Source organism: Vibrio sp. A1-b2, from assembly GCF_021726015.1.
Taxonomy (GTDB): Bacteria; Pseudomonadota; Gammaproteobacteria; order Enterobacterales; family Vibrionaceae; genus Vibrio; species Vibrio diazotrophicus.
This window is the reverse complement of the sequence record NZ_JAKKCI010000011.1, coordinates 21,998-46,091: the sequence shown is the minus strand read 5'-3', so window position 1 is coordinate 46,091 and position 24,094 is coordinate 21,998. Positions and strand designations below refer to the sequence as shown.

The following is a 24,094-nucleotide window of genomic DNA, read 5'->3' as shown; positions in this document are numbered from 1 at the left end:
GTAACTATTTTGGCAAAGACTATTCAAGCAATCCGAGGCATGAACGACTGTCTCCCAACTCAGTCTCCACTTTGGCAAAAAGTGGAAGGCACGGTAAAAAACGTAATTAGTGCTTACGGCTATAACGAAGTTCGTATGCCTATCGTTGAGATGACACATCTATTTAGCCGTGCGATTGGTGAAGTCACTGACGTTGTTGAAAAAGAGATGTACACCTTTGAAGACCGTAACGGTGATAGCTTAACGCTACGCCCAGAAGGTACTGCGGGTTGTGTACGTTCTGGTATCGAAAATGGTCTGTTGTACAACCAAGAACAACGTCTGTGGTACATGGGCCCAATGTTCCGTCATGAACGCCCTCAGAAAGGTCGCTACCGTCAGTTCCACCAATGTGGTGTGGAAGTATTTGGTCTTGATGGCCCTGATGTTGATGCTGAATTGATCATGATGACGGCACGTATGTGGCGTGAGCTTGGCATTTCTGAACATGTCCGTCTTGAGCTGAACTCAATCGGTTCACTTGACGCGCGTGCGAACTACCGTACCGCTTTAATTGAGTATTTAGAGCAGTATATGGATGTACTGGATGATGACTGTAAGCGTCGTCTATACACCAACCCTCTGCGTGTACTGGATACTAAAAACCCAGATGTTCAAGCCGTATTAGGTGATGCACCTAAGCTGTCTGATTACCTAGATGAAGAGTCAAAACAACATTTTGCAGGTTTATGTGAACTTCTTGATGTTGCAGGTATCGAATATACGGTTAACGAGCGTTTGGTTCGTGGTCTGGATTACTACAACCGTACTGTATTTGAGTGGATCACTGAAAGTCTTGGTTCACAAGGTACCGTATGTGGCGGTGGTCGCTACGATGGTCTTGTTGAGCAGTTGGGTGGAAAACCAACCCCAGCTGTAGGCTTTGCTATGGGTCTAGAACGTTTAGTGTTGATGATGGAAACATTAGGCAACACAGATGTTCGTCGCAGCGTTGATGTTTACGTGGTGACGGCTGGCGAAGGTACTCTGTCTGCGGGAATGAAGCTTGCTGAATTAATTCGTGAGCAAGTTCCGGGTCTTCGTGTTATGACACACTTCGGCGGCGGAAACTTTAAGAAACAGTTTAAGCGTGCAGACAAAGTTGGTGCTGCGATAGCATTAGTTTTGGGTGAAGACGAAGTTGCGGGTAACACTGTGGTTGTAAAAGACCTAGCAGGCGGCGAGCAAGAAACAATTTCTCAAGCAGAGATCGCGAGCAAGCTGGCTCATCTGATCTAATAGCGCATTTTTAGAGATACATTATGCCAATGCTCGTCATTGGCATTAATAAAGAGGATAGGAAGTGGAACTCTACGATACTGAAGAACAACAAGTAGAAGCGATCAAAGATTGGTGGAAGGAAAATGGCAAAGCCGTAATGTTAGGTGCTGTCATTGGCTTAGGTGGTCTTTTTGGTTGGCGTTTTTATCAAGATAGCGTAACCGAAGCGAAAGAGGCTGCTTCAGAAGCTTATACTCAAGCAATCCAGTCTCTATCCTCGAAAGGCATTGATGCGAGCGGTGATGTTCAAAGCTTTATTGATGGCAATAAAGACACTGAGTATTCAGTGCTTGCAGCAATGCAACTTGCAAAAGTTCAAATTGAAGCAGGTAATTTAGACGAAGCTTTAGCACAACTTGAGTGGGCGAAAAGCACGACTAAAGATGCGGCTTTAAAACCAGTGATTACTTTACGAGTTGCTCGAGTTCAGGCTGAGCAAGGTGATTTTGATGCTGCATTAGCTGAGCTGAACAATATTACAGAAGAAGGTTGGGCAGGCCGAGTGGCTGAATTGCGCGGTGATATTTCTCTGCGTAAGGGCGACACTGCTGCTGCTTATGCCGCTTACACTGAAGCGCAACAAGCGACTGATGCAAGCCAAACGTTGCAAATTAAACTGGACGACCTAGCCAAGTAAGGGCACAAGTTGATGAAAAAGATGTTCAACAAAGTGCTTCTGTCCTCAGCTGTGTTAGCTCTGCTAGCCGGCTGTGCCAGCGAAGAAGAAAACGTTGTGATGGCACCTGTGCCAGTGGTGAAAAGTGAATTTACGCCTCAGTCACTGTGGAGTACTTCTATCGGTGATGGCGTTGGTCATTACTTTTCTAAGCTGTCACCTGATTTTGCTTACGGCAAAGTTTTCGTTGCAAGCCGTGACGGTATTGTAAAAGCGCTTGATCCTGAAAATGGCAAAGAGATCTGGAAAGTCGATCTGGAAGAAGATGTTTCTGCTCGTCTTTCCGGCGGTATCGTTGCTGCGTATGGTCAAATCTACATTGGCAGTGAAAACGGCGTTGTTATTGCTTTAAATGCTGAGACTGGTGAAGAGTCTTGGAAAGTGAAAGTCGAAGGTGAAGTGTTAGCTTCTCCTGTAGCAGACAACAACCTTGTTATCGTAAATACCAGTCGTGGTGCGTTAGTCGCATTAGATCAGGCGACCGGTAGCCAGAAATGGACAATCAGTACTGAAGTACCGAACTTAACGCTACGTGGTGAAAGCCAACCAGCCGCTGTTTCTGGTGGTGTGTTCTGGGGTACGCCAAGTGGTCGACTAGCTGCGGCAATTTCTGCTCGTGGTCAGCTTATTTGGCAACAACCAGTAGGCCAACCGAAAGGTGCGACTGAAATAGACCGTTTGGTGGATGTCGATGCGTCTCCTGTGATCATCGGCGGAACTCTCTACACGATTGGTTTCAACGGTCAGTTAATTGCAGTTGATCTGCGTTCTGGCAATCCTATCTGGAAACGTAATTACTCATCAGCAACCGATATGGCTACTGATGGCGGGCGTCTATTCCTAGTAACAGATAAAGATCACTTAGTTGCGGTGGATTCGCGTAGTGGTACTGAGCTGTGGAGTAACGACCAGCTTGAACACCGTTTGCTGACCGCACCAAAAGTGATTGAAGGCTACGTAGTTGTTGGTGACAGCGAAGGCTATCTTCACTGGATTGATCGTAGCTCTGGTGAGTTTGTTGCTCAGCAGTTGATTGACGATAGCGGTTTTGCTGTTGGTCCAATGGCGATTGATGGCGGTTATGTTCTGGTTACTCGCGATGGCGATGTAAAGAAACTGACGATCAAAAAGTAAATTGTGATATCATTCACAAACGGCTCCTAGCTGGAAACAGTTAGGAGCCGTTTTATTGAAATAAATAATGTGGTTATAGGTAATACTTATATATAACCTTCCTACTTGAAGCTGCAGCGGTGTTGACTACGTTCGTTCACCCCAATTGCATAGTTATCTATGCTCATGGGGATTCACTCACTTGCCGCCTACCTGCAACTCCAAGTCGTTTGGGTATAATTCGCGTAGGCGGATATATTGGTATAAAGCTGATTGGTTGTTTTCTCAGTCATTACCTATAACTACATATGATTAATAATTGTAGAGGTTGTTATGATACCTGTTGTTGCTCTTGTTGGGCGTCCTAACGTAGGTAAATCGACACTGTTTAACCGATTAACGCGTACGCGCGATGCTTTGGTTGCAGATTTTCCTGGCTTAACTCGTGACCGTAAATATGGCCAAGCAAAGCTAGGTGAGCACGAATTTATTGTTATTGATACTGGCGGTATTGATGGCAGTGAAGAAGGTGTTGAAACTAAAATGGCTGAACAGTCGCTCGCTGCGATTGAAGAGGCAGATGTTGTATTGTTTATGGTAGATGGCCGCGCTGGTCTTACCGTATCAGATGAAGCGATTGCACAGCATCTTCGTCGTATTGAAAAGAACAGCATTTTGGTTGTAAACAAAGTGGATGGTATTGACGCAGACGCAGCGAGCGCTGAGTTCTGGCAACTTGGTATGGAAAACATGTACCAAATCGCTGCAGCTCACGGCCGTGGCGTTGGTGCTTTGATTGACCGTGCGTTGAACCCTATTGCGGAAGAGATGCAGGCTCAAGATGCACTTCTGGAAGATCTGACTGATATTGAAGATTCAGAAGAAGAACAGCTAGAGTATACAGAAGAAGAAGCGGAAGCAGCGTATAAGCGTCTACAAGATCAGCCAATTAAACTGGCGATTATCGGTCGTCCAAACGTAGGTAAGTCAACGCTGACTAACCGTATTTTGGGCGAAGAACGTGTTGTGGTTTACGATATGCCGGGCACCACGCGTGATTCTATCTACATCCCGATGAAGCGTGATGAGCGTGAATACGTGTTGATTGATACCGCAGGTGTTCGTCGCCGTAAACGCGTTAACGAAACGGTTGAGAAATTCTCAGTAGTTAAAACGTTGAAAGCTATTGAAGATGCCAACGTTGTATTACTGGTTATTGATGCTCGTGAAAACATTTCTGATCAAGACTTAAGCTTATTAGGTTTTGCTCTCAACGCTGGTCGTTCAATTGTTATCGCCGTCAATAAGTGGGATGGCTTAAACACCGACGTTAAAGAACACGTTAAGAAAGAGCTGGATCGTCGTTTAGGCTTCGTTGACTTCGCTCGTATTCACTTTATTTCTGCGTTACATGGCACAGGTGTTGGACACTTGTTTGAATCTGTTCAAGAGGCATACAAGTCTGCAACAACTCGTGTTGGTACATCGGTTCTGACTCGAATCATGAAGATGGCGACTGAAGATCACCAACCGCCGATGGTTCGTAGCCGCCGAGTGAAGCTCAAGTACGCGCATGCTGGTGGTTATAACCCACCAATTGTAGTTGTGCACGGTAACCTTGTTAAAGAGCTACCAGACTCTTACAAGCGTTATCTGATGAACTACTTCCGTAAGTCACTGGATATCATGGGTACACCGATTCGTATTCAGTTCCAGAACAGCGAAAACCCATTTGAAGGTAAAACTAACAAAATGACGTTATCGCAAGAGCGCAAACGCAAGCGCCTGATGACCATGATGAAAGGTCGCAGAAAATAACGCTTTTTAAGAGCCCAAGCATTGCTTGGGCTTTTTTCTGTTATCTGTAAACCTCTGCTTTATGCGGAGGAGATTGCTAATCATAACCGTCCGATAATTTGATATGTCATATACACCTACTCAAGTCACTTTTACACAATCCATTTATCAGCTCTCAAGCGAGGTACAGTTTGTTAGAGTTAGCGAAGAAGCACTTTATATTGTGACCTCCCAGACTCCTTTTCATCCTGTGAGCCATATTTGGCCTGATCATCCAGCCGATCGAGGAACACTCGCTATCGGAGAGCATATCTACACAGTTGAGCACTGCCTTGTAGGGGCTATTAATCAGGCCGATCATCAGTTGCTGGTCGGTAAAGAGATTCCCGTAAAACGAGATGAACCCGGTTGGGTGTTCGTTGTCGTTCATCAAATCAAGGCAGAAGAAAATGCTGTCAAAGTTCATGATGTAGTGAGTTTAACTGTTGACGATATTTATCAGAACCAGCTTAGCCGTGGTCATAGCGCAGGTCACTTAGCTTACTTAGCGTTAAATAAAGTGTTAGCGGCTGGATATTGGCGTAAAGATGCAGACAGGAAAGACCCTCACGGCCACAATGATTTTAATAGTTATGCGCAAGTGACGAGCTTTGTCACAGAAGATCGCTGTGTAGACACGTATCGTCTAGGGAAAACATTGCGTAAGCGTGGTTTGAATAGCGCAGATATGCTAGAAAACTTAGCTAAGATTGAAGAGCAGGTAAATGCGCAGCTTGCGTCTTGGTTAACACTGGGATCAAAAATCGAGATCACCAGACAAGGCGAAAACCTGACGGATTCACGCTACTGGCAGTGTGATTTGCAGGAAGGTGAAATAGCGATAATCCCTTGCGGTGGAACGCATTGTGATTCATTGGATAGCTTCAAAGAGATACAAGTGAAGCTAGTACAACGTGACAGTGAACATATCGAAATGCACACGCATGTAACTCATCAATTGGAAAATGATCCTTTTGTTAAGTTCTGATTTGTTGAGATTTTAGAGTTGAAAGTAGATTATTAATCTGTTTAAAATCCAAATGCAGAATATGTAACTTATGCTTTCGGTGTGTGGTTATATAAATGTTCTTTTAAGGGTAGATCGCTGAACAAAGCAGATAAAGCGGAAGATCGGATTGAGATCTCTTTAACGATCTTTAATATGTAAGCAGGCGTTTAAACCAAAGATTTCGAATTAGAAGTTGGAGTAGTGTAATGGAAAACTTGTGTCCTCAATGTGACAAAGAGCTTGTGTGGGACGGACAGTACCACTGTTCATCATGTGAGAGTCATTTTAAAAAGGTTGGATTTTGTCCCGACTGCGAAGCCGAACTAGAGAAACTGCAAGCATGTGGAGCTGCCAACTATTTTTGCAATACCTGTAATGAGCTGAAGTCAAAATCGCATATTCGTTTTGAGTTTCAAAAAGTTGACTAATCGGTTTATTTAAGTCCTTTTCAATATTAAATCTCATTCAATGACTGAGTGAGATTTACCTTACAGCTATATCAGTCCTCGATATCTATTCTATTCGCTTTTCATCTGTATCATTTGTTAGCTGGGAATCCACATATGAAGTTGGATAAACACTGAAATGAAACGGAAAGAACTCGCGAAAATGACCGACAAAGTGTTGCAACGATATTTACTTTGGCTGCCAAGCATACTTATGGTGTGTGCCATTGGTACGTCTTTTATAAATCAGCAGTTATTTTCAAATAACTTAATCGCTTCGGTCATCACTAGTGTCGAAGAACAATACATTGCCATGAGAAAAGCGGAAGTTGTTGAACGAGTTGATACAACAATCAAAATGTTGGATGTCATTCGCCAAAGTAACGGTCTCGCTGACGGTGATATTATTCCGACGGGGCTTTTCAATAAGACAATGAACTCTTTCCAGTTGTTAAACGAAAATAATGACGGCTATATTTTTGTTATCAACAAGAACAAAAAGTTCGTAGTACACCGAAATTCAGACAATTTATTTAGAGACGATATCGACGATAAAGTTGTTCACTATATTTATCAAAGCGCTATTAATGGCGCGTCTTGGGTTGAATATAGCGATAAAGCCTTTAATAACCGTAAGAGTGATGCTGAAGCACAAAAGATCACACACATTCGTTATGTTGAGGATTGGGACGTTGTTTTAGGTAGTGGTGAGCTTTTACACGATATTAAAAACTATTCCGAGTCTGAAGCTAAACTGGTGACGGATTTAGTCCTAGATGAGAAGTCCAATCAAAACTTATTCCATATTCTGGTTTTCATAATCTTCGCTGGCATCATTTATTACCTAAAAAATATTACATCCCAAAAGTTGTACGAATATAAATCGGCGATCGAAGAAAAACTTATCCAGATTGAAGAGAAGGACAATGAAATTGCTTTCTGCTCTCTTTATAACGATGTAACTGGTTTGCCGAATAGAAAGGCCACGTCCGATTATATTGATAATCTATGTCTGCAAGAAAAAGGCGAAGAATACCAATTACAATTGATCGACATTGTCGACTTTCAGAAAGTAAATAACCAGTATGGTTTTGCCGTTGGTGACCGAATACTTCGCCAAGTAACCAGCGCTCTTGAAGAGTTAAAGGATGAAACCATGTTCATCGGGCATGTTGCGGCAGACCAATTTGCCGTGATTTGCCAAAAGTCAGTCAGTTTGTGTATCGATGTAGCAAAAGAAACAGAAACCTTTGAGAAGTTTGATATCTGCGGTGAAATGATCTCACTACGTGTCCGTAATGCAGTCGTGAACTTCAAGAACAGAAATATTTTGGGTTCGATCATTGTTCGTAACGGTGAGCTGGCCATGAAGTATGCGAAGGCAAATAATTTATTTCACGTAAACTATTCTTCGTTTATGTCTAAGAGTTCAGAGCGTCATTTTAAGATTTCGAACCTTCTTGATTTCGCTATCGAAAACAAAGAATTCTATGTTCACTACCAGCCGCAAGTAAGTACATTGAACGGTAAGATAATTGGCGTTGAGGCTTTAGTTCGTTGGGATAACGTTGAGCTAGGTCGAGTTGCGCCGTTGGATTTTATTCCTATCGCAGAGAAGAAAGGAACCATTGGTAAGATCAGTGATCTGGTATTGACTCAAGCTTGTAATGACATTCAATCAGTTAGCCCGAATGGTGAAGAAGCATTGACTCTTTCAGTCAACATTTCTCCTAACCAGCTTATGAGTAAAAGGTTCGTTGAAAATACTATTGAGATCATTGAATCGACAGGTATTGATCCAAGTCGTATTGTGTTTGAAATCACGGAAGGTACATTCTTAAACGATATTCCAGGCACAGTTGCGGTTATTGAACAACTAAAAGCCGTAGGTATTAAGTTCTCAATTGATGATTTTGGCACCGGTTACTCATCACTAAGTTATTTATCTAAGTTACCCGTTGATGAAGTGAAAATTGATAAGAGCTTTATCAATGATTTAGTCGAAGATGAAGATGCTTACAACTTAGTGAAAAGTATCTTGGCGGTTGCGAACATCAAGCAGCTTACCATTGTGGCTGAGGGGGTTGAAACCAAAGAGCAGTCGCAAATTCTTGGTGACCTTGCTTGCCACTTACTGCAAGGTTATTACTTCTCTCGCCCAGTCGATGTAGAAAATCTGACCAAGAAAATAAAAGATAACTTAAAGGTTGAGTAAGACCTGAGTTGTGTTGGGACTCCACTGTGATATTTGCCACTGATAGCCTCAGTGGCTTTTTTATAACGGGATAACGAGATGAGCCTATTTTACGATTGAGCGAATCTCGCCCTCTTTGAGACGAGTTACGATTAGATCACCTTGCTTAACATCATTGGCATCATGGATAACGTCACCTTGAGCATTTTGAGTGATTGAATAGCCGCGCGACAATGTCGCCAAAGGACTAACCGCGTTCATTTTGTCTGTCAGGCGAGTAAACGTGTGGCGAGAAGAGACAAGATATCGCTTCATGGCATCATTCAGTTCTTTTTGTTTACTGGTTAACAAATATTGTTGATTGCGCAGTATCTTTTCCGGTGACAGCAACTGAAGCTGATGTTTCTGTTTATCGAGATGTTGTTGTGTTTTGTTGATTTGAGCTTGAATCGCACGCTCTAAACGTATGCTGTATTCATCTAACTGTTGCTGCTGGCGTTGTAAACGATTGGCTGGATGCTGTCGGTCTAAACGATGTTGCAGTTGTTTCAACTCCACTTTCTGCTGAGCAAAATAGTGGCGCATAGCGCTGGCTATCTTGTGACGATAGGTTTGAAACGCTTGCTTCTTATGCGTGTTGTCTCTACTGACCAGTTCAGCAGCCGCTGATGGTGTTGGTGCTCGAACATCTGCAACGAAATCGGCAATAGTGACATCAATTTCATGTCCAACTGCACTGATAATCGGGATCTGACTGGCGGCAATCGTGCGGGCAACGATTTCGTTGTTAAAGCACCATAAATCTTCCAATGAGCCACCGCCACGACCTACGATCAACACATCGCATTCCGCTCGGGAGTTCGCACACCCAATCGCTTGAGCTATTTGAATCGCAGCCTCTTCTCCCTGAACCAGAGTAGGGTAGATGATCACAGGTAAACTCGGATCTCGGCGTTTAAGTACTTGAAGAATGTCGTGCAGAGCAGCACCGGTTTTCGATGTGATGACACCCACGCATCTTGGATGTTCAGGAAGGCTTTGCTTTAAGGTATGAGCGAACAAGCCTTCAGAAGCCAACTTCATTTTTAGTTGGTCGAATTCCTGTTGTAAGCGGCCATCACCTTCAGGCTGCATATTTTCAATGATGATTTGATAATCACCACGCGGTTCATACAGGGATAATCGTGCTTTCACCAATACTTGCTGACCATTCTTCGGCTTAAAGTTCACAAAGCGATTATTGCCTTTGAACATGGCGCATTTTACTTGGGCGCGAGAGTCTTTAAGCGTGAGATACCAGTGACCAGAAACAGGAGCTGAGAAATTGGAAATTTCACCAATTAACCAAACGATGCCCATTTCATTTTCTAGTAATAATCGGACTTCAGCATTAAGACGAGAAACGGTGTAGATGTTTGGATTGGTATTGGAAGGCACTAATTTTTCAACCAGACGTGAGTATGGAAATTAGCGGCAATATAATACATAGCAAGGGGCGGAATGCAAATTAAAATGAAAAAAATGTGTAGCCAAGCGATTGCGTCGGGCGTATAATCCGTCCGCAATATCTAATCCAAATGTAAATTTTCGGGATGGTTAAACATTCTATACGAAAAGGGCATTTGGATTGTTTTTATATTTACCCTCTAAATTGTGAGATATTGCAAATGCTTAGAATTGCCAAAGAAGCGCTGACATTCGACGATGTTCTACTCGTACCAGCACACTCCACCGTTCTCCCAAACACTGCCGATCTACATACGCAGCTAACTAAAAATATTACTCTAAATATTCCAATGATTTCTGCGTCTATGGACACAGTGACAGAGGCTCGTTTAGCTATCGCTCTTGCACAAGAAGGCGGTATTGGCTTTATTCATAAGAATATGTCAATCGAGCAGCAAGCAGCTGAAGTTCGTAAAGTTAAGAAATTCGAAGCTGGTGTTGTTGTTGACCCTGTCACAGTAAACCCAGAAGCGACGATTGCAGATGTTATTGAACTGACAGAAAAGCACGGCTTCGCTGGCTTCCCAGTGGTAACGGATAACAACGAACTTGTTGGTATCATTACTGGCCGTGATGTTCGTTTTGTTACTGATTTAACAAAAGAAGTTGGTTCTGTAATGACACCTAAAGAGCGTCTTGCAGCCGTGAAAGAAGGCGCGACCCGCGCTGAAGTTCAAGAAAAAATGCACGAAGCTCGTGTTGAGAAAGTACTGGTTGTGAACGATGAGTTCCAGCTAACCGGTATGATCACCGCAAAAGATTTCCATAAAGCAGAACGTAAACCAAACGCATGTAAAGATGCTCGTGGTCGCCTACGTGTAGGTGCTGCAGTTGGTGCTGGCGCTGGTAACGAAGAGCGCGTAGCAGCTCTTGTTGAAGCGGGTGTTGACGTTCTACTTATCGACTCTTCACACGGCCACTCTGAAGGTGTTCTAAACCGCATTCGTGAAACTCGCGCAGCTTACCCAGATTTAGACATCATTGGTGGTAACGTAGCGACTGGTGCTGGAGCTAAAGCACTTATCGATGCTGGTGTTAGTGCTGTGAAAGTGGGTATCGGCCCTGGTTCTATCTGTACTACTCGTATCGTAACGGGCGTAGGTGTTCCTCAAATTACAGCAATTTCAGATGCTGCTGCAGTAGCAAATGAATACGGCATTCCAGTTATTGCTGATGGTGGTATCCGTTTCTCTGGTGACATCTGTAAAGCAATCGCGGCTGGCGCATCTTGTGTAATGGTTGGTTCAATGTTCGCTGGTACTGAAGAAGCACCGGGTGAAATCATTCTATACAATGGTCGTTCTTACAAGTCATACCGCGGTATGGGTTCTTTGGGCGCTATGTCTCAAGGTTCTTCAGATCGTTACTTCCAGTCTGATAACGCTGCTGACAAGCTCGTTCCAGAAGGTATCGAAGGTCGTATTGCATACAAAGGTCGTCTGAAAGAGATCGTTCATCAACAGATGGGTGGTTTACGTTCAAGCATGGGTCTAACTGGTTCAGCTACTATTGAAGACATGCGTACTAAAGCAGAATTCGTACGAATCTCTGGTGCTGGTATGGCAGAGTCTCATGTACACGACGTTCAAATCACTAAAGAAGCACCAAACTATCGTATGGGTTAAGAGCGGCGTCTAGATTAATAGACGGTTTAGCTCAATAAACGTTTGATCGTAGAGGCGAGTTTCTTAGCGGAATATGCACCTTACGTAAACGTTTGCTTTTTTACTTGATGACTTATAGAGAGGCGAGTAGACTCGCCTCCGATTCTCCATTTAGCTGATAAGATTGCTCAATATGACAAAGAACATTCATGATCAACGAATTCTGATCCTAGACTTCGGTTCTCAATACACTCAACTTGTCGCGCGTCGCGTACGTGAAATCGGTGTTTACTGTGAACTGTGGAGCTGGGACGTAGAAGAAGCGGACATTCGCGAATTCAACCCTGATGGCATTATCCTTTCTGGTGGTCCAGAAAGTGTAACTGAACAAAACTCTCCTCGCGCACCTCAATATGTATTTGATTCTGGTGTTCCAGTTCTGGGTGTATGTTACGGCATGCAAACCATGGCAGAACAGCTAGGCGGTCGCGTAGCAAGTTCTGAAGAACGTGAGTTCGGTTACGCACAAGTTAAAGTGTCTGGTGAATCAGCACTATTCAAAGATCTTGCTGAAATCCAAGATGTTTGGATGAGCCACGGTGACAAAGTTGTTGAAATTCCAGCTGACTTCGTAAAAGTAGGTGAAACAGACACTTGTCCTTACGCGGCAATGGCTAATGAAGAGAAGAAATACTACGGTGTTCAGTTCCACCCTGAAGTAACGCACACAAAACAAGGTCTGCAAATGCTAGAGAACTTTGTTCTTGGCGTATGTGCCTGTGAGCGTTTATGGACGTCTGAATCAATCATTGAAGACGCAGTAGCACGTATCAAAGAGCAAGTGGGTGACGATGAAGTTATCCTTGGCTTGTCTGGTGGTGTGGATTCTTCTGTGGTTGCAATGCTTGTTCACCGAGCGATCGGCGACAAACTGACTTGTGTATTCGTAGACAACGGCTTACTTCGTCTTAACGAAGGTGAGCAAGTGATGGAAATGTTTGGCGATAAATTCGGCCTGAACATCATCAAAGTTGATGCGGAAGAGCGTTTCCTAAATGCTCTGGAAGGTAAGTCTGATCCAGAAGAGAAACGTAAGACAATTGGTCACGTGTTTGTTGACGTATTCGATGAAGAGTCGAAGAAGTTGAAAAATGCAAAATGGTTGGCTCAAGGCACTATCTACCCAGATGTGATTGAATCAGCAGCATCTAAGACAGGTAAAGCTCACGTAATTAAATCTCACCATAACGTTGGCGGTTTGCCAGACGATATGGAAATGGGCTTGGTTGAGCCACTACGTGAACTGTTCAAAGATGAAGTACGTAAGATCGGTCTGGAACTTGGTCTTCCATACAACATGCTTTTCCGTCATCCATTCCCTGGTCCTGGTCTAGGTGTTCGCGTTCTTGGTGAAATCAAGAAAGAATACTGTGACTTACTTCGTCGTGCGGATGCTATCTTCATTGAAGAACTACATGCAGCGGATCTATACAACAAAGTATCTCAAGCATTTACGGTATTCCTACCAGTACGCTCAGTGGGCGTAATGGGTGATGGTCGTAAATATGACTGGGTTGTATCGCTACGTGCAGTAGAAACTATCGACTTCATGACTGCGCATTGGGCACACCTACCTTATGATTTCCTAGGTAAAGTGTCTAACCGCATCATCAACGAAGTGAATGGTATTTCACGCGTGGTTTACGACATTTCTGGTAAGCCGCCAGCGACAATCGAGTGGGAATAATATTCGATTAGCTCTACTGCTAAGCCCCAGATAACTTCTGGGGCTTTCTTTTTTCAGTTAAAAAATATGTCCGAGCTATTGCAAAGCTCAAACTTTAAGCAATTGTCCTGCCGTGGGCATTTTGCTTGTGTTTTAATTCTATGTTTTTTATAGGGTTATTTTATTTTTGTACAGTGAAGTTAGCTTTTGGTTTCTTATAACTCAATAACTATAAAAATGAAATCTAAGTTTTTGCAAATGAAGTCTTTATTTTATCTAGCCGTCCATTAAAATCCGCGCGTAAATTTTATCCACTTTTTTTAAGGTACATGAGTAATGTCTACTAAATTAGCTAACCCAGCACCACTTGGTCTAATGGGTTTCGGTATGACTACAATTCTGCTTAACATCCATAACGCAGGCTTCTTCCCACTAGATTCTATGATTCTTGCTATGGGTATTTTCTACGGCGGTTTAGGTCAAGTTATTGTAGGCATTATGTGCTACAACCGTGGTGATACTTTCGGTACAACAGCATTCACTTCTTACGGTTTATTCTGGTTAACTCTTGTTGGTTTAATCGTTATGCCAAAAATGGGTCTGCCTGCTAGCCCTGAGCACTTCATGGGTTGGTACCTAGGTCTTTGGGGTATTTTTACTGGTTTCATGTTCATTGGTTCTCGCTGCTACCCAGTTGCAAAACAAGTAGTATTCGGTTCACTGACTATCCTATTTGCTCTACTAGCACTACGTGATTTCACTGGTAGCGAGCTAATCGGCACTATTGCTGGTTTCGAAGGTATCTTCTGTGGCGCAAGCGCTATCTACTTCGCAATGGCTCAAGTTCTTAACGCAGAATACGGTCGTGAAGTGTTACCAGTTGGTAAACCAGCTTTCGTTAAAGAAGAAGTTAAAGTTGAACTGAAAGAAGTTGCAGCTTAATTAACTTTTGATTTCTAGAAAGGTCGACCTATGGTCGGCCTTTTTTTGTGTGTAAATTCTAACCCACAGTAAATGTCTGGTTGTTTTATATTCAAAGAGTGGAGTAACGTATTCCTGATACTAGCGCTATGGGCCTAGCTATCCCTTATCCCATGATGTCATTTTAACGGAAGTGGCAAGTCAGTTGGTAAGGCTTATAAATATAAAATTAAACAGGAATGTATATGTTAAGGATTATCACGCAACTATTCCCTCTATGGGCAATATTGTTCTCTCTTTGTGCTTATTTTGTACCTAGCTTATTCGTTGAGCACAAAGGACAAATTGTTCCACTTCTCACGATCATTATGCTGGCTATGGGGCTAACCCTAAAACCTAAAGACTTTCTTAATGTTATCCATAATAAGAAGGCAATAGGTGTTGGCTTAATTTTGCAGTTCTCCGTCATGCCTATTGCAGCTTTGCTAATTAGCTTACTGTTGGGTTTCGATCCTATGCTCACTATCGGCATGGTATTGGTTGGCAGCGTGGCAGGTGGTACATCATCAAATGTGATGTGTTATCTGGCAAAAGGGGATGTGGCTTTGTCGATTACAATGACATCAATATCCACCTTGCTAGGTGTGGTATTGACCCCTTTATTGGTTGAGTTATTGGCGGGTAAAGCTGTCGATGTGCCTGTCGCCAGTATGCTGATGAGTTTAGTGAAGATTGTTTTAGTACCCGTTGCTGGTGGCGTTCTGTTGAATGTCTTCTTACGATCAGTCACTGAGAAATTAGAGCCAGTATTACCACTTGTTTCAATGGCGGCTATTGTGCTTATTATTGCCATTGTCGTGGCTTTGAATGCTGGGAACCTTGCGACAATTGGCCCAATCGTAGCCCTTGCGGTTATTTTGCATAACGGTGTGGGTTTAGCTTCTGGCTATTGGGTTTGCCGTGTACTTGGCTTTAATGAAACTGTGTGTCGTACAGTAGCGTTTGAAGTAGGTTTGCAGAATTCAGGTTTAGCAACTGCATTGGCAATGAAGTTCTTCACTCCAGCTTCAGCTGTGGCAGGAACTATATTCTCGATTTGGCATAACTTATCAGGATCTGTGTTGGCTGGTTACTGGGCAAAACGTCCAAATGCTAGTGAAGACATTATTCAGGAAACAGTGAAAAGCTAAGTTGCCGTTTTCGCTGCAAATAAAAAGGGTTAGCTTAGCTAACCCTTTTTTCATCTTTCTAATTTTAGTTAGAAGATTGTTCTGCCGGAGTTCCTGAAACCTGTTCTAGTTCAGAATCTGAGTCAGCTGTTGGTGCTTTACCTGTCTTACGTTTGTATTTTTCTTCCCAGTAAGTCGCATTCTTGATGCCAAGTTTTACAGGGTTAAATAGGTAATCTTCTACGCCTTGTTTTTGTTGTTGTTCGTAGTCTTTTAACGCTGCCATTGTTGGTTTAGCCATGAAGAAAATAATCACGATACCAACAATGTTCAGCCAAGCCATCATACCTACACCAACGTCACCCATTGCCCATGCAAGGTTTGCCGTCTTCACCGTACCGTAGAATACCGCTGTAATGATCACCAGTTTTAGGAAGAACATTAGGCCGTCAACTTTGAAAGTACGACGAATGTAAGCCACGTTAGTTTCAGCGATGTAGTAGTAAGCCAGAATGGTTGTAAATGCGAAGAAGAACAACGCGAATGCAACGAATGGTTTACCAACACCTGGAAGTGCACTTTCAATCGCCATCTGTGTAAATGCAGGACCGTTCGCCGCTACATCTGCTGCGATGTTCTGAACTAGGAACAGACCTTCAGCGCCACCGTGTACGTTGTAAGCACCAGTGATTAGGATCATAAATGCTGTTGCCGAACATACTAATAGTGTATCGATGTAGATAGAGAACGCTTGTACAAGACCTTGTTGAGCTGGGTGATCAACACTTGCTGCCGCTGCAGCGTGAGGACCAGTACCTTGACCCGCTTCGTTAGAGTAAACACCACGTTTCACACCCCAACCAATTGCAGCGCCGACACCAGCCATAGGTGTAAATGCGTCTCCAATGATCATGCCGAAGATTCTTGGTACTTCACCAATGTTTAGCAGAATGATAACGAACGCAGTTACCACATAGGCCAGAGCCATGAATGGCACAACAATTTGTGTGAAGTTAGCGATACGTTTCACGCCACCGAAAATAATGAATGCAAGAAGGATTGAAACAATCGTACCAGTGAGAATTTTTGCGAAACTGAATGTACCGATAGCTGTGTCAATCATTGGTCCTGAACCAAATGCAGTCTCCACGGCATTACCAATGCTGTTTGACTGGACACCCGGAAGTAGGACACCACAAGCAAAAATAGTCGCGATAGCAAAGATCCATGCGTACCATTTTTGACCCATTGCTTTTTCGATGTAGTAAGCAGGGCCACCACGGAACTCATGGTTATCTTCTTCTTTATAGATTTGCGCGAGAGTTGATTCTGCATAGGCTGTCGCGGCACCAAAGAATGCTACAACCCACATCCAGAAAACAGCACCAGGACCACCAAAACCGATTGCTGCTGCTACGCCTGCAATGTTACCTGTACCCACACGACCTGACAGAGAAACTGCAAGTGCTTGGAACGAAGATATGCCCTTAGAAGAACTTTTGCCAGAAAGCAAAAGGCGCCACATCTCGAAGAAATGACGAACCTGAACGAAACGAGTTAGAACTGAATAGAAAACACCTGCGCCAAGACACAGATAAATCAGCGCCGGGCTCCAGATAATTCCATTTAGAAAATCAACAAATGACTGCATTAGTATTTTCCCTGTTGAGTGATAGTTGTGTTTGTTTTGCGTGTCAGATAATAATCTTTTGTAACAGTAATGTTAACCAAATTTTCTCTAAGACTTAATTACTGTGATTTTTCACACGAAATTCTGATTAAAGAGTGAATGGTAAGTTATAAATTCTAGATTTGTTTAAAAAGTGGTCTTTTATAAATCAGATATTACTTATATAAGAATTATGCATGCCTATATGAATAAATTTTCATTTTGAGGTTGTTTTGAAATTGCGATGTTTTGTGGTGAATAATATGTATATACATTAATAAAAAAGGGTCTGGCTAGACCCTTTTTGGTGATTGATAGGATTTTTAGCTGTAATAACGAGAAACGCCTAATCCTGTCACATCAATTTTTGCATCACCATGAGTGATGATGTCTGAAAGAATTTGTCCTGATCCACACGCCATAGTCCAGCCTAAAGTGCCATGACCAGTGTTGGTGTAAAGGTTCTCTATCGGTGTAGCACCAATAATAGGAGTGCCGTCTGGAGTCATCGGACGGAAGCCTGTCCAGAATTCCGCTTTACTAAAATCGCCACCTTGTGGGAACAAATCACGAACGACCATCTCAATCGTTTCTTTGCGAGCGGTCGGAATTGAAGGATCAAAACCAGCTAATTCTGCTGTGCCTGCAACGCGGATTCTGTCATCAAAGCGAGTTAATGCAACTTTGTAGGTTTCATCCATTACTGTAGAGGTAGGAGCAAGCTCTTCATTCACAATCGGTAAGGTTAATGAGTAACCTTTTACTGGGTATACAGGTACGTCTACGCCTAAAGGCTTCAACATCTGCTTAGAAAAACTACCTAAAGCAACCACATAAGCGTCCGCTTTTAACAGGCCTTTATCCGTTTGGACACCCATGATCTTTTTGCTTTCAATCTCTAGTGATTGAATTTGAGTATCGAACTTGAATTGTACGCCTTGGGATTTTGCCAGCTCCGTTAGTTGCTGACAGAAAAGGTAACAGTCACCGGTTTCATCATCAGGCAAATAGAGGCCACCAACCAGTTTATCCTGCACTGGAGTTAAGCCTGGCTCTTGTTTAATACAAGAAGCCACATCCATCAGTTCAAAGCGCACACCACTTTGCTCTAATAGCTTCATGTCTTTTTCGATAGAAACGAGCTGCTTTTCGGTACGGAATACTTGTAGTGTGCCTTTCTGGCGACCTTGATATTCAACGTTGTGGTGCTTCTTAAGCTCTTTCAAACACTCGCGGCTATGATTCGCAATGGCCAGCATGCGAGACTTGTTGATTTGGTAACGTGCAAGTTGGCAGTTCGCCAACATCTGCGTCATCCATTGCAGCATTTGAGGATCAAGCGATGGTTTAACTTTTAAAGGTGCGTGTTTTTCAAATAACCATTTAATCGCTTTTTGAGGAATACCTGGAGCTGCCCATGGCGATGAATAACCATATGAAATTTGCCCAGCGTTCGCAAAACTGGTTTCTTCAGCACTACGTGGTTGGCGGTCTACCACTGTCACGCTATGACCTGCCTGAGATAAATACCATGCTGATGTTAAACCTACGACACCACTTCCAAGAACGATAACTTCCATTTGAAACTCCTCATTTGTTATAGCGGTAGTTTCTTTGCTTTACCTTTTGTTAACAATCGATAAAAATTATCAGCAGTGTTTAGTAAAACTATAAGCAAAGCTATGTTAAAGAGTTCTCAAGTATCAGCGTTACACACCTTCATGTTAGTGGCTCAGTATCCAAGTTTCAGTGCAGCAGCTAAGGAATTGCACATAACGACAGGCGCAATTAGTCAGCAGTTACTCCAACTGGAATCAAAAATAGGTTTTAGTCTATTTGAACGCCATTCGCGTGGAGTGAAATTAACTGAAGCAGGAGAGACACTTAGAGCTGTTGTCCAACGCAGTTTTCACGATATCGAAGAGTCGTTACATAACTTGGAGCAACGTGAGAATCGTAAAGAGATCCGCCTTAAACTCACTCCGTCGTTGGCGTTCAAATGGTTGTTACCCAAACTTGAAGATTTCTATCATCAGAATCCAGATATTCAGGTACAGCTTTTTGCGGAAGGGGCGCTGGTGGACAGCGAAAGAAAGGACTTCGATCTCGCAATAGATTACGGCCCTTTTCCTTACAACAGGAAAAACTCAGAGCTACTTATGGCGGAATCTTTGTTACCTGTAATGAGTCCATCCTATTTAAAAGCTCACCCATGGCTTGAAGATATTAGTAACAATAAAAACTACTGGGATGAGGTTAACTTGCTTCATGACGCCATGCCGTGGGCAAAAGCACCAAGAGATTATGAATGGCTTTATTGGGCGTCCGAAATGGGCGTTGAGATTTCAACTCTCAAAGGGCACTTCTTTAACCGCACCGATATGGCGATGTCCGCTGCTGAAGCAGGGGTAGGGATTGCCATGGCTCGCTCAATGCTACTGCAAAATGAACTGGAAACAGGCAAGCTCATTTCACCATTCAACCCCATACCCGCAAACGCAGGGTACTTTTTGATCACCCATAACCCAAATGAAACCACTGCGACTTTTACGCAGTGGCTGAAAGGGATTGTTGGAGATACTTAAATACCATGTTTGAGATAAAGCAGCCGAAGCCGCTAAATACATTACTTATAACAAGTCACACAAGCACCGCCACCTTCTTCAAGGTCGTACATAGCGTCCATGTCTAAAGTATCGATAAGCATGCTTTCATCTACCATGGCATGCATACCTAAGCGGCGTTTACGTTCACGTGCTTTTTTCTTCTCGAAACGTTGTTTAACCTTCTCGTGGTTTGCTTTGATCTCTGCAATCCGCTCAGGGTTTTCTAATGTATCTAAAGGCTCGTTAGGACCCATCCAGAAGAAGGTTTCACCATTGGCGCTGGTATCAGCACGTTTCTCATAAGCTTTCGCTTCTTCAAACGCTTCTGGGTGAATTTCTTTTAGGCGAACCCACTCAATTTTTCTTTGGAAAAAGCAGAATGTGCAGCCAGAACGAGAGCGCCAGTCGTAGTATTTAGGTAGCCCTAAACCAGCACTATCGAGGATGTCTAAAACCCCCTGTTTCTTAATACCATCTTCGGCAAACGGCATCTTAATTTTCAGGTATTTTTGGCTTTCATTAGGACGGTAACCATCACGCCACGGCTCATCGGCTCGAATACCCACGTAAGAAACAACTTCGTAACCTTCATCAAGATAAGGTCTTATCCATTTTTCAAACGGTTCGAGCTTCATACGAATTGTGCACCAACGCTGCTGACCTGCAGGAAGGAAGTTATTGTGCTGTTCAAGCCAATAATCGAAGCCTTTCTTATCGTTAATGTGAGAGATGGGTTTACCAAGAACAATCTCAAGCTGTTCCAAATATTCGTATACTTCAGGCAACTCTTTTCCTGTATCGGTAAAGAAATAATCAATATCGATTTCAGGATAGTTACGAGCCATATAAATGGCTAAGGCAGCACTATCCTTACCGCCTGATAAGCCAAGCACATGTTTTACTTTGCGTTCTTCACTCATGATTAATACCCATTTTTTAACCTTGAGCTTCCAGTGCTTCTTTTAATAGTGTTTGGAGTACGTGAATGCGTTCAAACTCATTCAGATTTAGCGCGTTTAGTGTTTGGCTAACATCTTTTACTTTGATATCTGAATTTGAATTGTCTGTCACACGTACTTCTTTCTTATAGGATCTTAGTTGGCCATCATCGTCTTCTAAAACCAGAGAAACTAACTTAGTTTTTATGGATTCTGGTTTTGCATCAGTTAATACATTACTTTGATAGCTCGATTTAACGATGCTTAGGAAGTCTTGTGAAAAATCACTAATTTTAGCGGAAGCGGTTAATAAAAGCCCTTCGTTCCAGCTTTGCTTGCCACGGCCGATTACAATCTGAATCATGCTTTCTAGCCATTGCATTAAGCCGTCCTCGCTCTTTCCTAACTCTCGAGCAAATGCTTTCAGGCGTAAATCACCAGTTCTATCTTCAACAAGCTTACACATTGAAGCCAGTTCTTCGCCGGTCTCAGGGAAGATGATTTTTACTTTGTCTTTGATTTGGCGGAGCATTTTCTCATGCTTACCACGGAGAATCTTAAAGCAATTCTCCAATACATCGATTTGTTGTGAATAGCTAAAGTTACCATCCGAGTTCAATAACTTAGGCAGATCTTTAATCAACAGCGCGTGTGGATCGTTAGCTTGTAAGAATAGGTCACGAACCGCGAGGACTTGCTTGTTGGCTGCTAAATCATTTTCGATAAAGTTATGTGCGTTTTTAACCCAATGCGGCAAATTATGCATTGTTGTAACTAAAGGTGTTGCAACAGCTAACACGTTGTTCGCAATCTCCCTGCTAGTCTCTGTTGCTGCAAATACTGCTAGGTTTTGTAGCCATTCTTTTTCTGACTTATCTAATACGATGTACTTTACCGCGAGTTCATGCTGTGCACGAATTAACTTGTGTACATAGTCAACGTCTGGCTCAGCAATAAACGCATATTCGTTGCTTAGATCTTTTTCATAAAAGGCGATATCTTGTCCAAGCGTTTTCAAAAATGCCAGTAGATAAATTGGGATAACACCATGAGTTAAACCAAATGGAGCCTTATTCCATAGTTCTGCGATTTCTGATAACAGGACCGTTTTCCCTGCTTTGTTCTGAAGTAGTTTGTTTGCTGCTTCAAAAATAGCCACCAATCTTGGATTGATATCATCTCTGTGCCAGTGCGAATCTTGCTCGAGTTCGTATGTATGAACAGCTGTGTTTTTAAGGCAGCTGATATACATAGACATCTCTGGCGGAAAGCCTGTAATACCTAAGTTTTCTTCACCTTCGCAATCTAGCATTGCTTCAAGTAGTTTTTTCAATGCAGAAACAGCTGTACCCGATAACTTATTTCGGTTGACCAGCTCATTCATAATCACTGGTGTTTGATTGAAAATTCTACTTGCTGTTGTACTTACAATCTCGCTGAGTGTTTCAGTCGTTGAACTGATGCCACAATAGAACCAGGTTGCAGTGTTAAATCCTTCATCTATAGCATTGTTAAGTGCTATTTCCGCATTGATATAACGGCCTTGATATTCCTTTTGTGCAACATTGTCATGCTGCAAAATACGACCAATCTCTTTATCCGATTTGATAAGATCTAAGGCATACACTTCTTTTGCTAGAGCAATAATATCTTCAGAGTTATTTGCATTCGCTAAAATAAGGGTTGAATTCTGTTTGGTCTGTTCACGTAAAGCAGTTTCGTCTTGAGCTTCTAATAGCAACAACATATTCGCAAACTCTTCTTTGCGATGTGCAATAGTCTGAGTAATTTGTTCTTGATCGAAACGTTGTACTAGTGACTGTTCTGCCCAACGGAGAGTACCAATTTTATGGTAGTAACCTTTGGCTATAACCTGTTTAGAAAACACAATATGGTTGATAGCTTCGTTACTGCTGCCTTGCTGCTCGATTTTTTCTTCTATCAGGCTTGGGATATCAAGGTCAGAACCTTCAAAAATAACCCAAGATGACAAGTGTTTTCGATAGATGATGCAAGAGGCTTCCTTAAGTGCTTTTAAATACTCATCAAGTTCTTTTTTCTCTTCAATATCGCTAGCAGCTAACAGCATATCTTCTGTGGCTGATAGGTTCGCTGGACGTCCAAACAAAGTGAGTAGTGCAATTAATTTAAGTATTTCAATTGCTTTTTCTGGCACTTGTTTCTTACTAGCTTGGCGAATAGATTCGGTTGCTGCCGCCCAAGCGTGACCATCTGGGGAGCCTAAAATTGCATGCTCTAAGTTTGTTTCCAGGTAATCCCACAAGTTCTCTAACGTATAACGCGCATTTTTGTTCGCATTTTGCTTAAGGAACATTTGAAAGCTGTGTTGCTCATGTGAGTTTAAGAAACTGAATGTGCTTCGTTCATTTTGGCTAAAGCGACGTTTTGAAATAGGGCCGAGCAGTAATGTGGTTAATGGGTGTAGAGGAATGCTTTGCTCTAAACGTTGTTTGAGCTGTTTTTTTCTCTCGGAATTATCTGTCAGTGCGTTGAGTACTTTACTAACACGCACATCACCACTGTTATCTACCGACTCAATATTGACGATAGATTTAGCAATAAGAGCAACGGTCTCGTCGGTCGATACGTTGTAGAGAATATCGTTGTAACGGCCTTGAATTTTGCCCCACTCTTCCTGGAGTTTGGTTCCTCGATCTTTTGCATATTCGCTAAACGCTTGGTGAAGTAAACCAAGGAAAATAACCGGTGTTTTTATACGGCCTAAGACTTCAGCTAAGTCTTGGAAAAGATGCAGTTCACCACGGTTTTTATTAATAAACTCAAGGCTCTTACCCATTTCATCAGCCAGGAGCAATACACCGTCGACTAAGTCTTTAATTTCTTTGAAAAGATTTTCCCAAGTATCAACTAAATCAGATTCTGTTTTGATCTCTACTTTGGCGTACTTTTTATAGACCCTATCTGTGTTCGGGTGTGATTGTAGCGCTTCTAACGTAGCTTTCCAGAAGGTATCTACAGGGTTGTTGACACCACCGACTGAGCGTATTTGTAACCAGCCAGAAGAGTAAGGAATGCTTTCTGTTAGTAATTTTGTTGATTCTTCATTGATGACTTCTAGCGCTGCATGACGTATAGCATCGCTATGATGTAGTAAACCAGTTAGCAATAATGCGATGGTTGATTTACCAGAGCCATACGGCCCCGTTAATGTATATGCACTTTGGCCTACTTGAGAAAACTGTCTGAATAAAGTCTCTAGCGCCGATTGAGCAGTGCCGTGATAGACCAAACCTTTAAAAAATTCAGGGGCAAGGTCACTATCAATACGAGTTGAGCGCTGTTGACGTGTAGCTATGGAGTACTGGTTTATTAGTGTCAC

The 24,094-nt window shown here is 42.6% G+C and carries 17 protein-coding genes; 12 read left to right on the top strand and 5 right to left on the bottom strand.

What is annotated here, in order from left to right; genetic code table 11:
* The first annotated feature begins 9 nt into the window (after positions 1-9).
* The 7 genes from hisS (at position 10) to L3V23_RS18300 (ending at position 8,615) form a co-directional block, all read left to right on the top strand.
* On the top strand, positions 10-1,278 hold the full coding sequence (gene hisS / locus L3V23_RS18330; RefSeq protein ID WP_102965607.1) for a histidine--tRNA ligase: 1,269 nt from the start codon (positions 10-12) through the stop codon (positions 1,276-1,278).
* 64 nt (positions 1,279-1,342) lie between these two features.
* Positions 1,343-1,957 (top strand): YfgM family protein, encoded by a 615-nt coding sequence (locus L3V23_RS18325; protein ID WP_102963909.1) that lies wholly within the window; start codon positions 1,343-1,345, stop codon positions 1,955-1,957.
* 12 nt (positions 1,958-1,969) lie between these two features.
* Complete coding sequence (gene bamB, locus L3V23_RS18320; RefSeq protein ID WP_102963908.1) at positions 1,970-3,130, top strand: outer membrane protein assembly factor BamB; 1,161 nt, start codon at positions 1,970-1,972, stop codon at positions 3,128-3,130.
* A gap of 312 nt (positions 3,131-3,442) precedes the next feature.
* Positions 3,443-4,927, top strand: coding sequence for a ribosome biogenesis GTPase Der (gene der / locus L3V23_RS18315; protein ID WP_042489682.1), 1,485 nt, complete (start codon positions 3,443-3,445; stop codon positions 4,925-4,927).
* Between the two features lie 103 nt (positions 4,928-5,030).
* Positions 5,031-5,933, top strand: a complete 903-nt coding sequence (locus L3V23_RS18310) for an alanyl-tRNA editing protein (RefSeq protein WP_237292721.1) — start codon at positions 5,031-5,033, stop codon at positions 5,931-5,933.
* Between the two features lie 227 nt (positions 5,934-6,160).
* Positions 6,161-6,382, top strand: coding sequence for a zinc ribbon domain-containing protein (locus tag L3V23_RS18305; protein WP_042489686.1), 222 nt, complete (start codon positions 6,161-6,163; stop codon positions 6,380-6,382).
* Positions 6,383-6,539: 157 nt separating this feature from the next.
* Positions 6,540-8,615: an EAL domain-containing protein gene (locus L3V23_RS18300; RefSeq protein ID WP_237292720.1), complete on the top strand. Its 2,076-nt coding sequence runs from the start codon at positions 6,540-6,542 to the stop codon at positions 8,613-8,615.
* 84 nt (positions 8,616-8,699) lie between these two features.
* Here L3V23_RS18300 and xseA read toward each other — a convergent pair whose 3' ends face one another.
* Positions 8,700-9,953, bottom strand: coding sequence for an exodeoxyribonuclease VII large subunit (gene xseA, locus L3V23_RS18295; RefSeq protein ID WP_237292727.1), 1,254 nt, complete (start codon positions 9,951-9,953; stop codon positions 8,700-8,702).
* Between the two features lie 308 nt (positions 9,954-10,261).
* On the opposite strand from xseA, the gene guaB reads away from it, so the two are divergent.
* From guaB to L3V23_RS18275, 4 genes are all read left to right on the top strand, one after another.
* Positions 10,262-11,725: an IMP dehydrogenase gene (guaB, locus tag L3V23_RS18290; RefSeq protein ID WP_042489692.1), complete on the top strand. Its 1,464-nt coding sequence runs from the start codon at positions 10,262-10,264 to the stop codon at positions 11,723-11,725.
* A 172-nt stretch (positions 11,726-11,897) separates the two neighbouring features.
* Positions 11,898-13,451: a glutamine-hydrolyzing GMP synthase gene (gene guaA / locus L3V23_RS18285; protein ID WP_042489694.1), complete on the top strand. Its 1,554-nt coding sequence runs from the start codon at positions 11,898-11,900 to the stop codon at positions 13,449-13,451.
* Positions 13,452-13,766: 315 nt separating this feature from the next.
* Positions 13,767-14,372: a GPR1/FUN34/YaaH family transporter gene (locus tag L3V23_RS18280; protein ID WP_042489695.1), complete on the top strand. Its 606-nt coding sequence runs from the start codon at positions 13,767-13,769 to the stop codon at positions 14,370-14,372.
* A 224-nt stretch (positions 14,373-14,596) separates the two neighbouring features.
* Entirely contained in the window at positions 14,597-15,541 is a 945-nt protein-coding gene (locus L3V23_RS18275; protein ID WP_237292719.1) for a bile acid:sodium symporter family protein, read from the top strand.
* Between the two features lie 64 nt (positions 15,542-15,605).
* Here the strand turns inward: L3V23_RS18275 and L3V23_RS18270 are convergent, their stop codons facing one another.
* On the bottom strand, positions 15,606-17,171 hold the full coding sequence (locus tag L3V23_RS18270) for an alanine/glycine:cation symporter family protein (protein WP_102954657.1): 1,566 nt from the start codon (positions 17,169-17,171) through the stop codon (positions 15,606-15,608).
* 341 nt (positions 17,172-17,512) lie between these two features.
* Positions 17,513-18,769 carry a D-amino acid dehydrogenase gene (locus tag L3V23_RS18265; protein WP_237292718.1) on the bottom strand — a complete coding sequence of 419 codons (1,257 nt, stop codon included), beginning with the start codon at positions 18,767-18,769 and terminating at the stop codon, positions 17,513-17,515.
* Positions 18,770-18,871: 102 nt separating this feature from the next.
* Between L3V23_RS18265 and L3V23_RS18260 the strand changes: the two genes are divergently transcribed.
* Positions 18,872-19,774 carry a LysR substrate-binding domain-containing protein gene (locus L3V23_RS18260; RefSeq protein WP_237292717.1) on the top strand — a complete coding sequence of 301 codons (903 nt, stop codon included), beginning with the start codon at positions 18,872-18,874 and terminating at the stop codon, positions 19,772-19,774.
* A 41-nt stretch (positions 19,775-19,815) separates the two neighbouring features.
* Here the strand turns inward: L3V23_RS18260 and L3V23_RS18255 are convergent, their stop codons facing one another.
* Positions 19,816-20,715 (bottom strand): phosphoadenosine phosphosulfate reductase family protein, encoded by a 900-nt coding sequence (locus L3V23_RS18255; protein WP_237292716.1) that lies wholly within the window; start codon positions 20,713-20,715, stop codon positions 19,816-19,818.
* A gap of 16 nt (positions 20,716-20,731) precedes the next feature.
* The gene (locus L3V23_RS18250; RefSeq protein WP_237292714.1) at positions 20,732-24,094 is read right to left on the bottom strand and encodes a hypothetical protein; all 3,363 of its coding nucleotides are present in this window, start codon (positions 24,092-24,094) and stop codon (positions 20,732-20,734) included.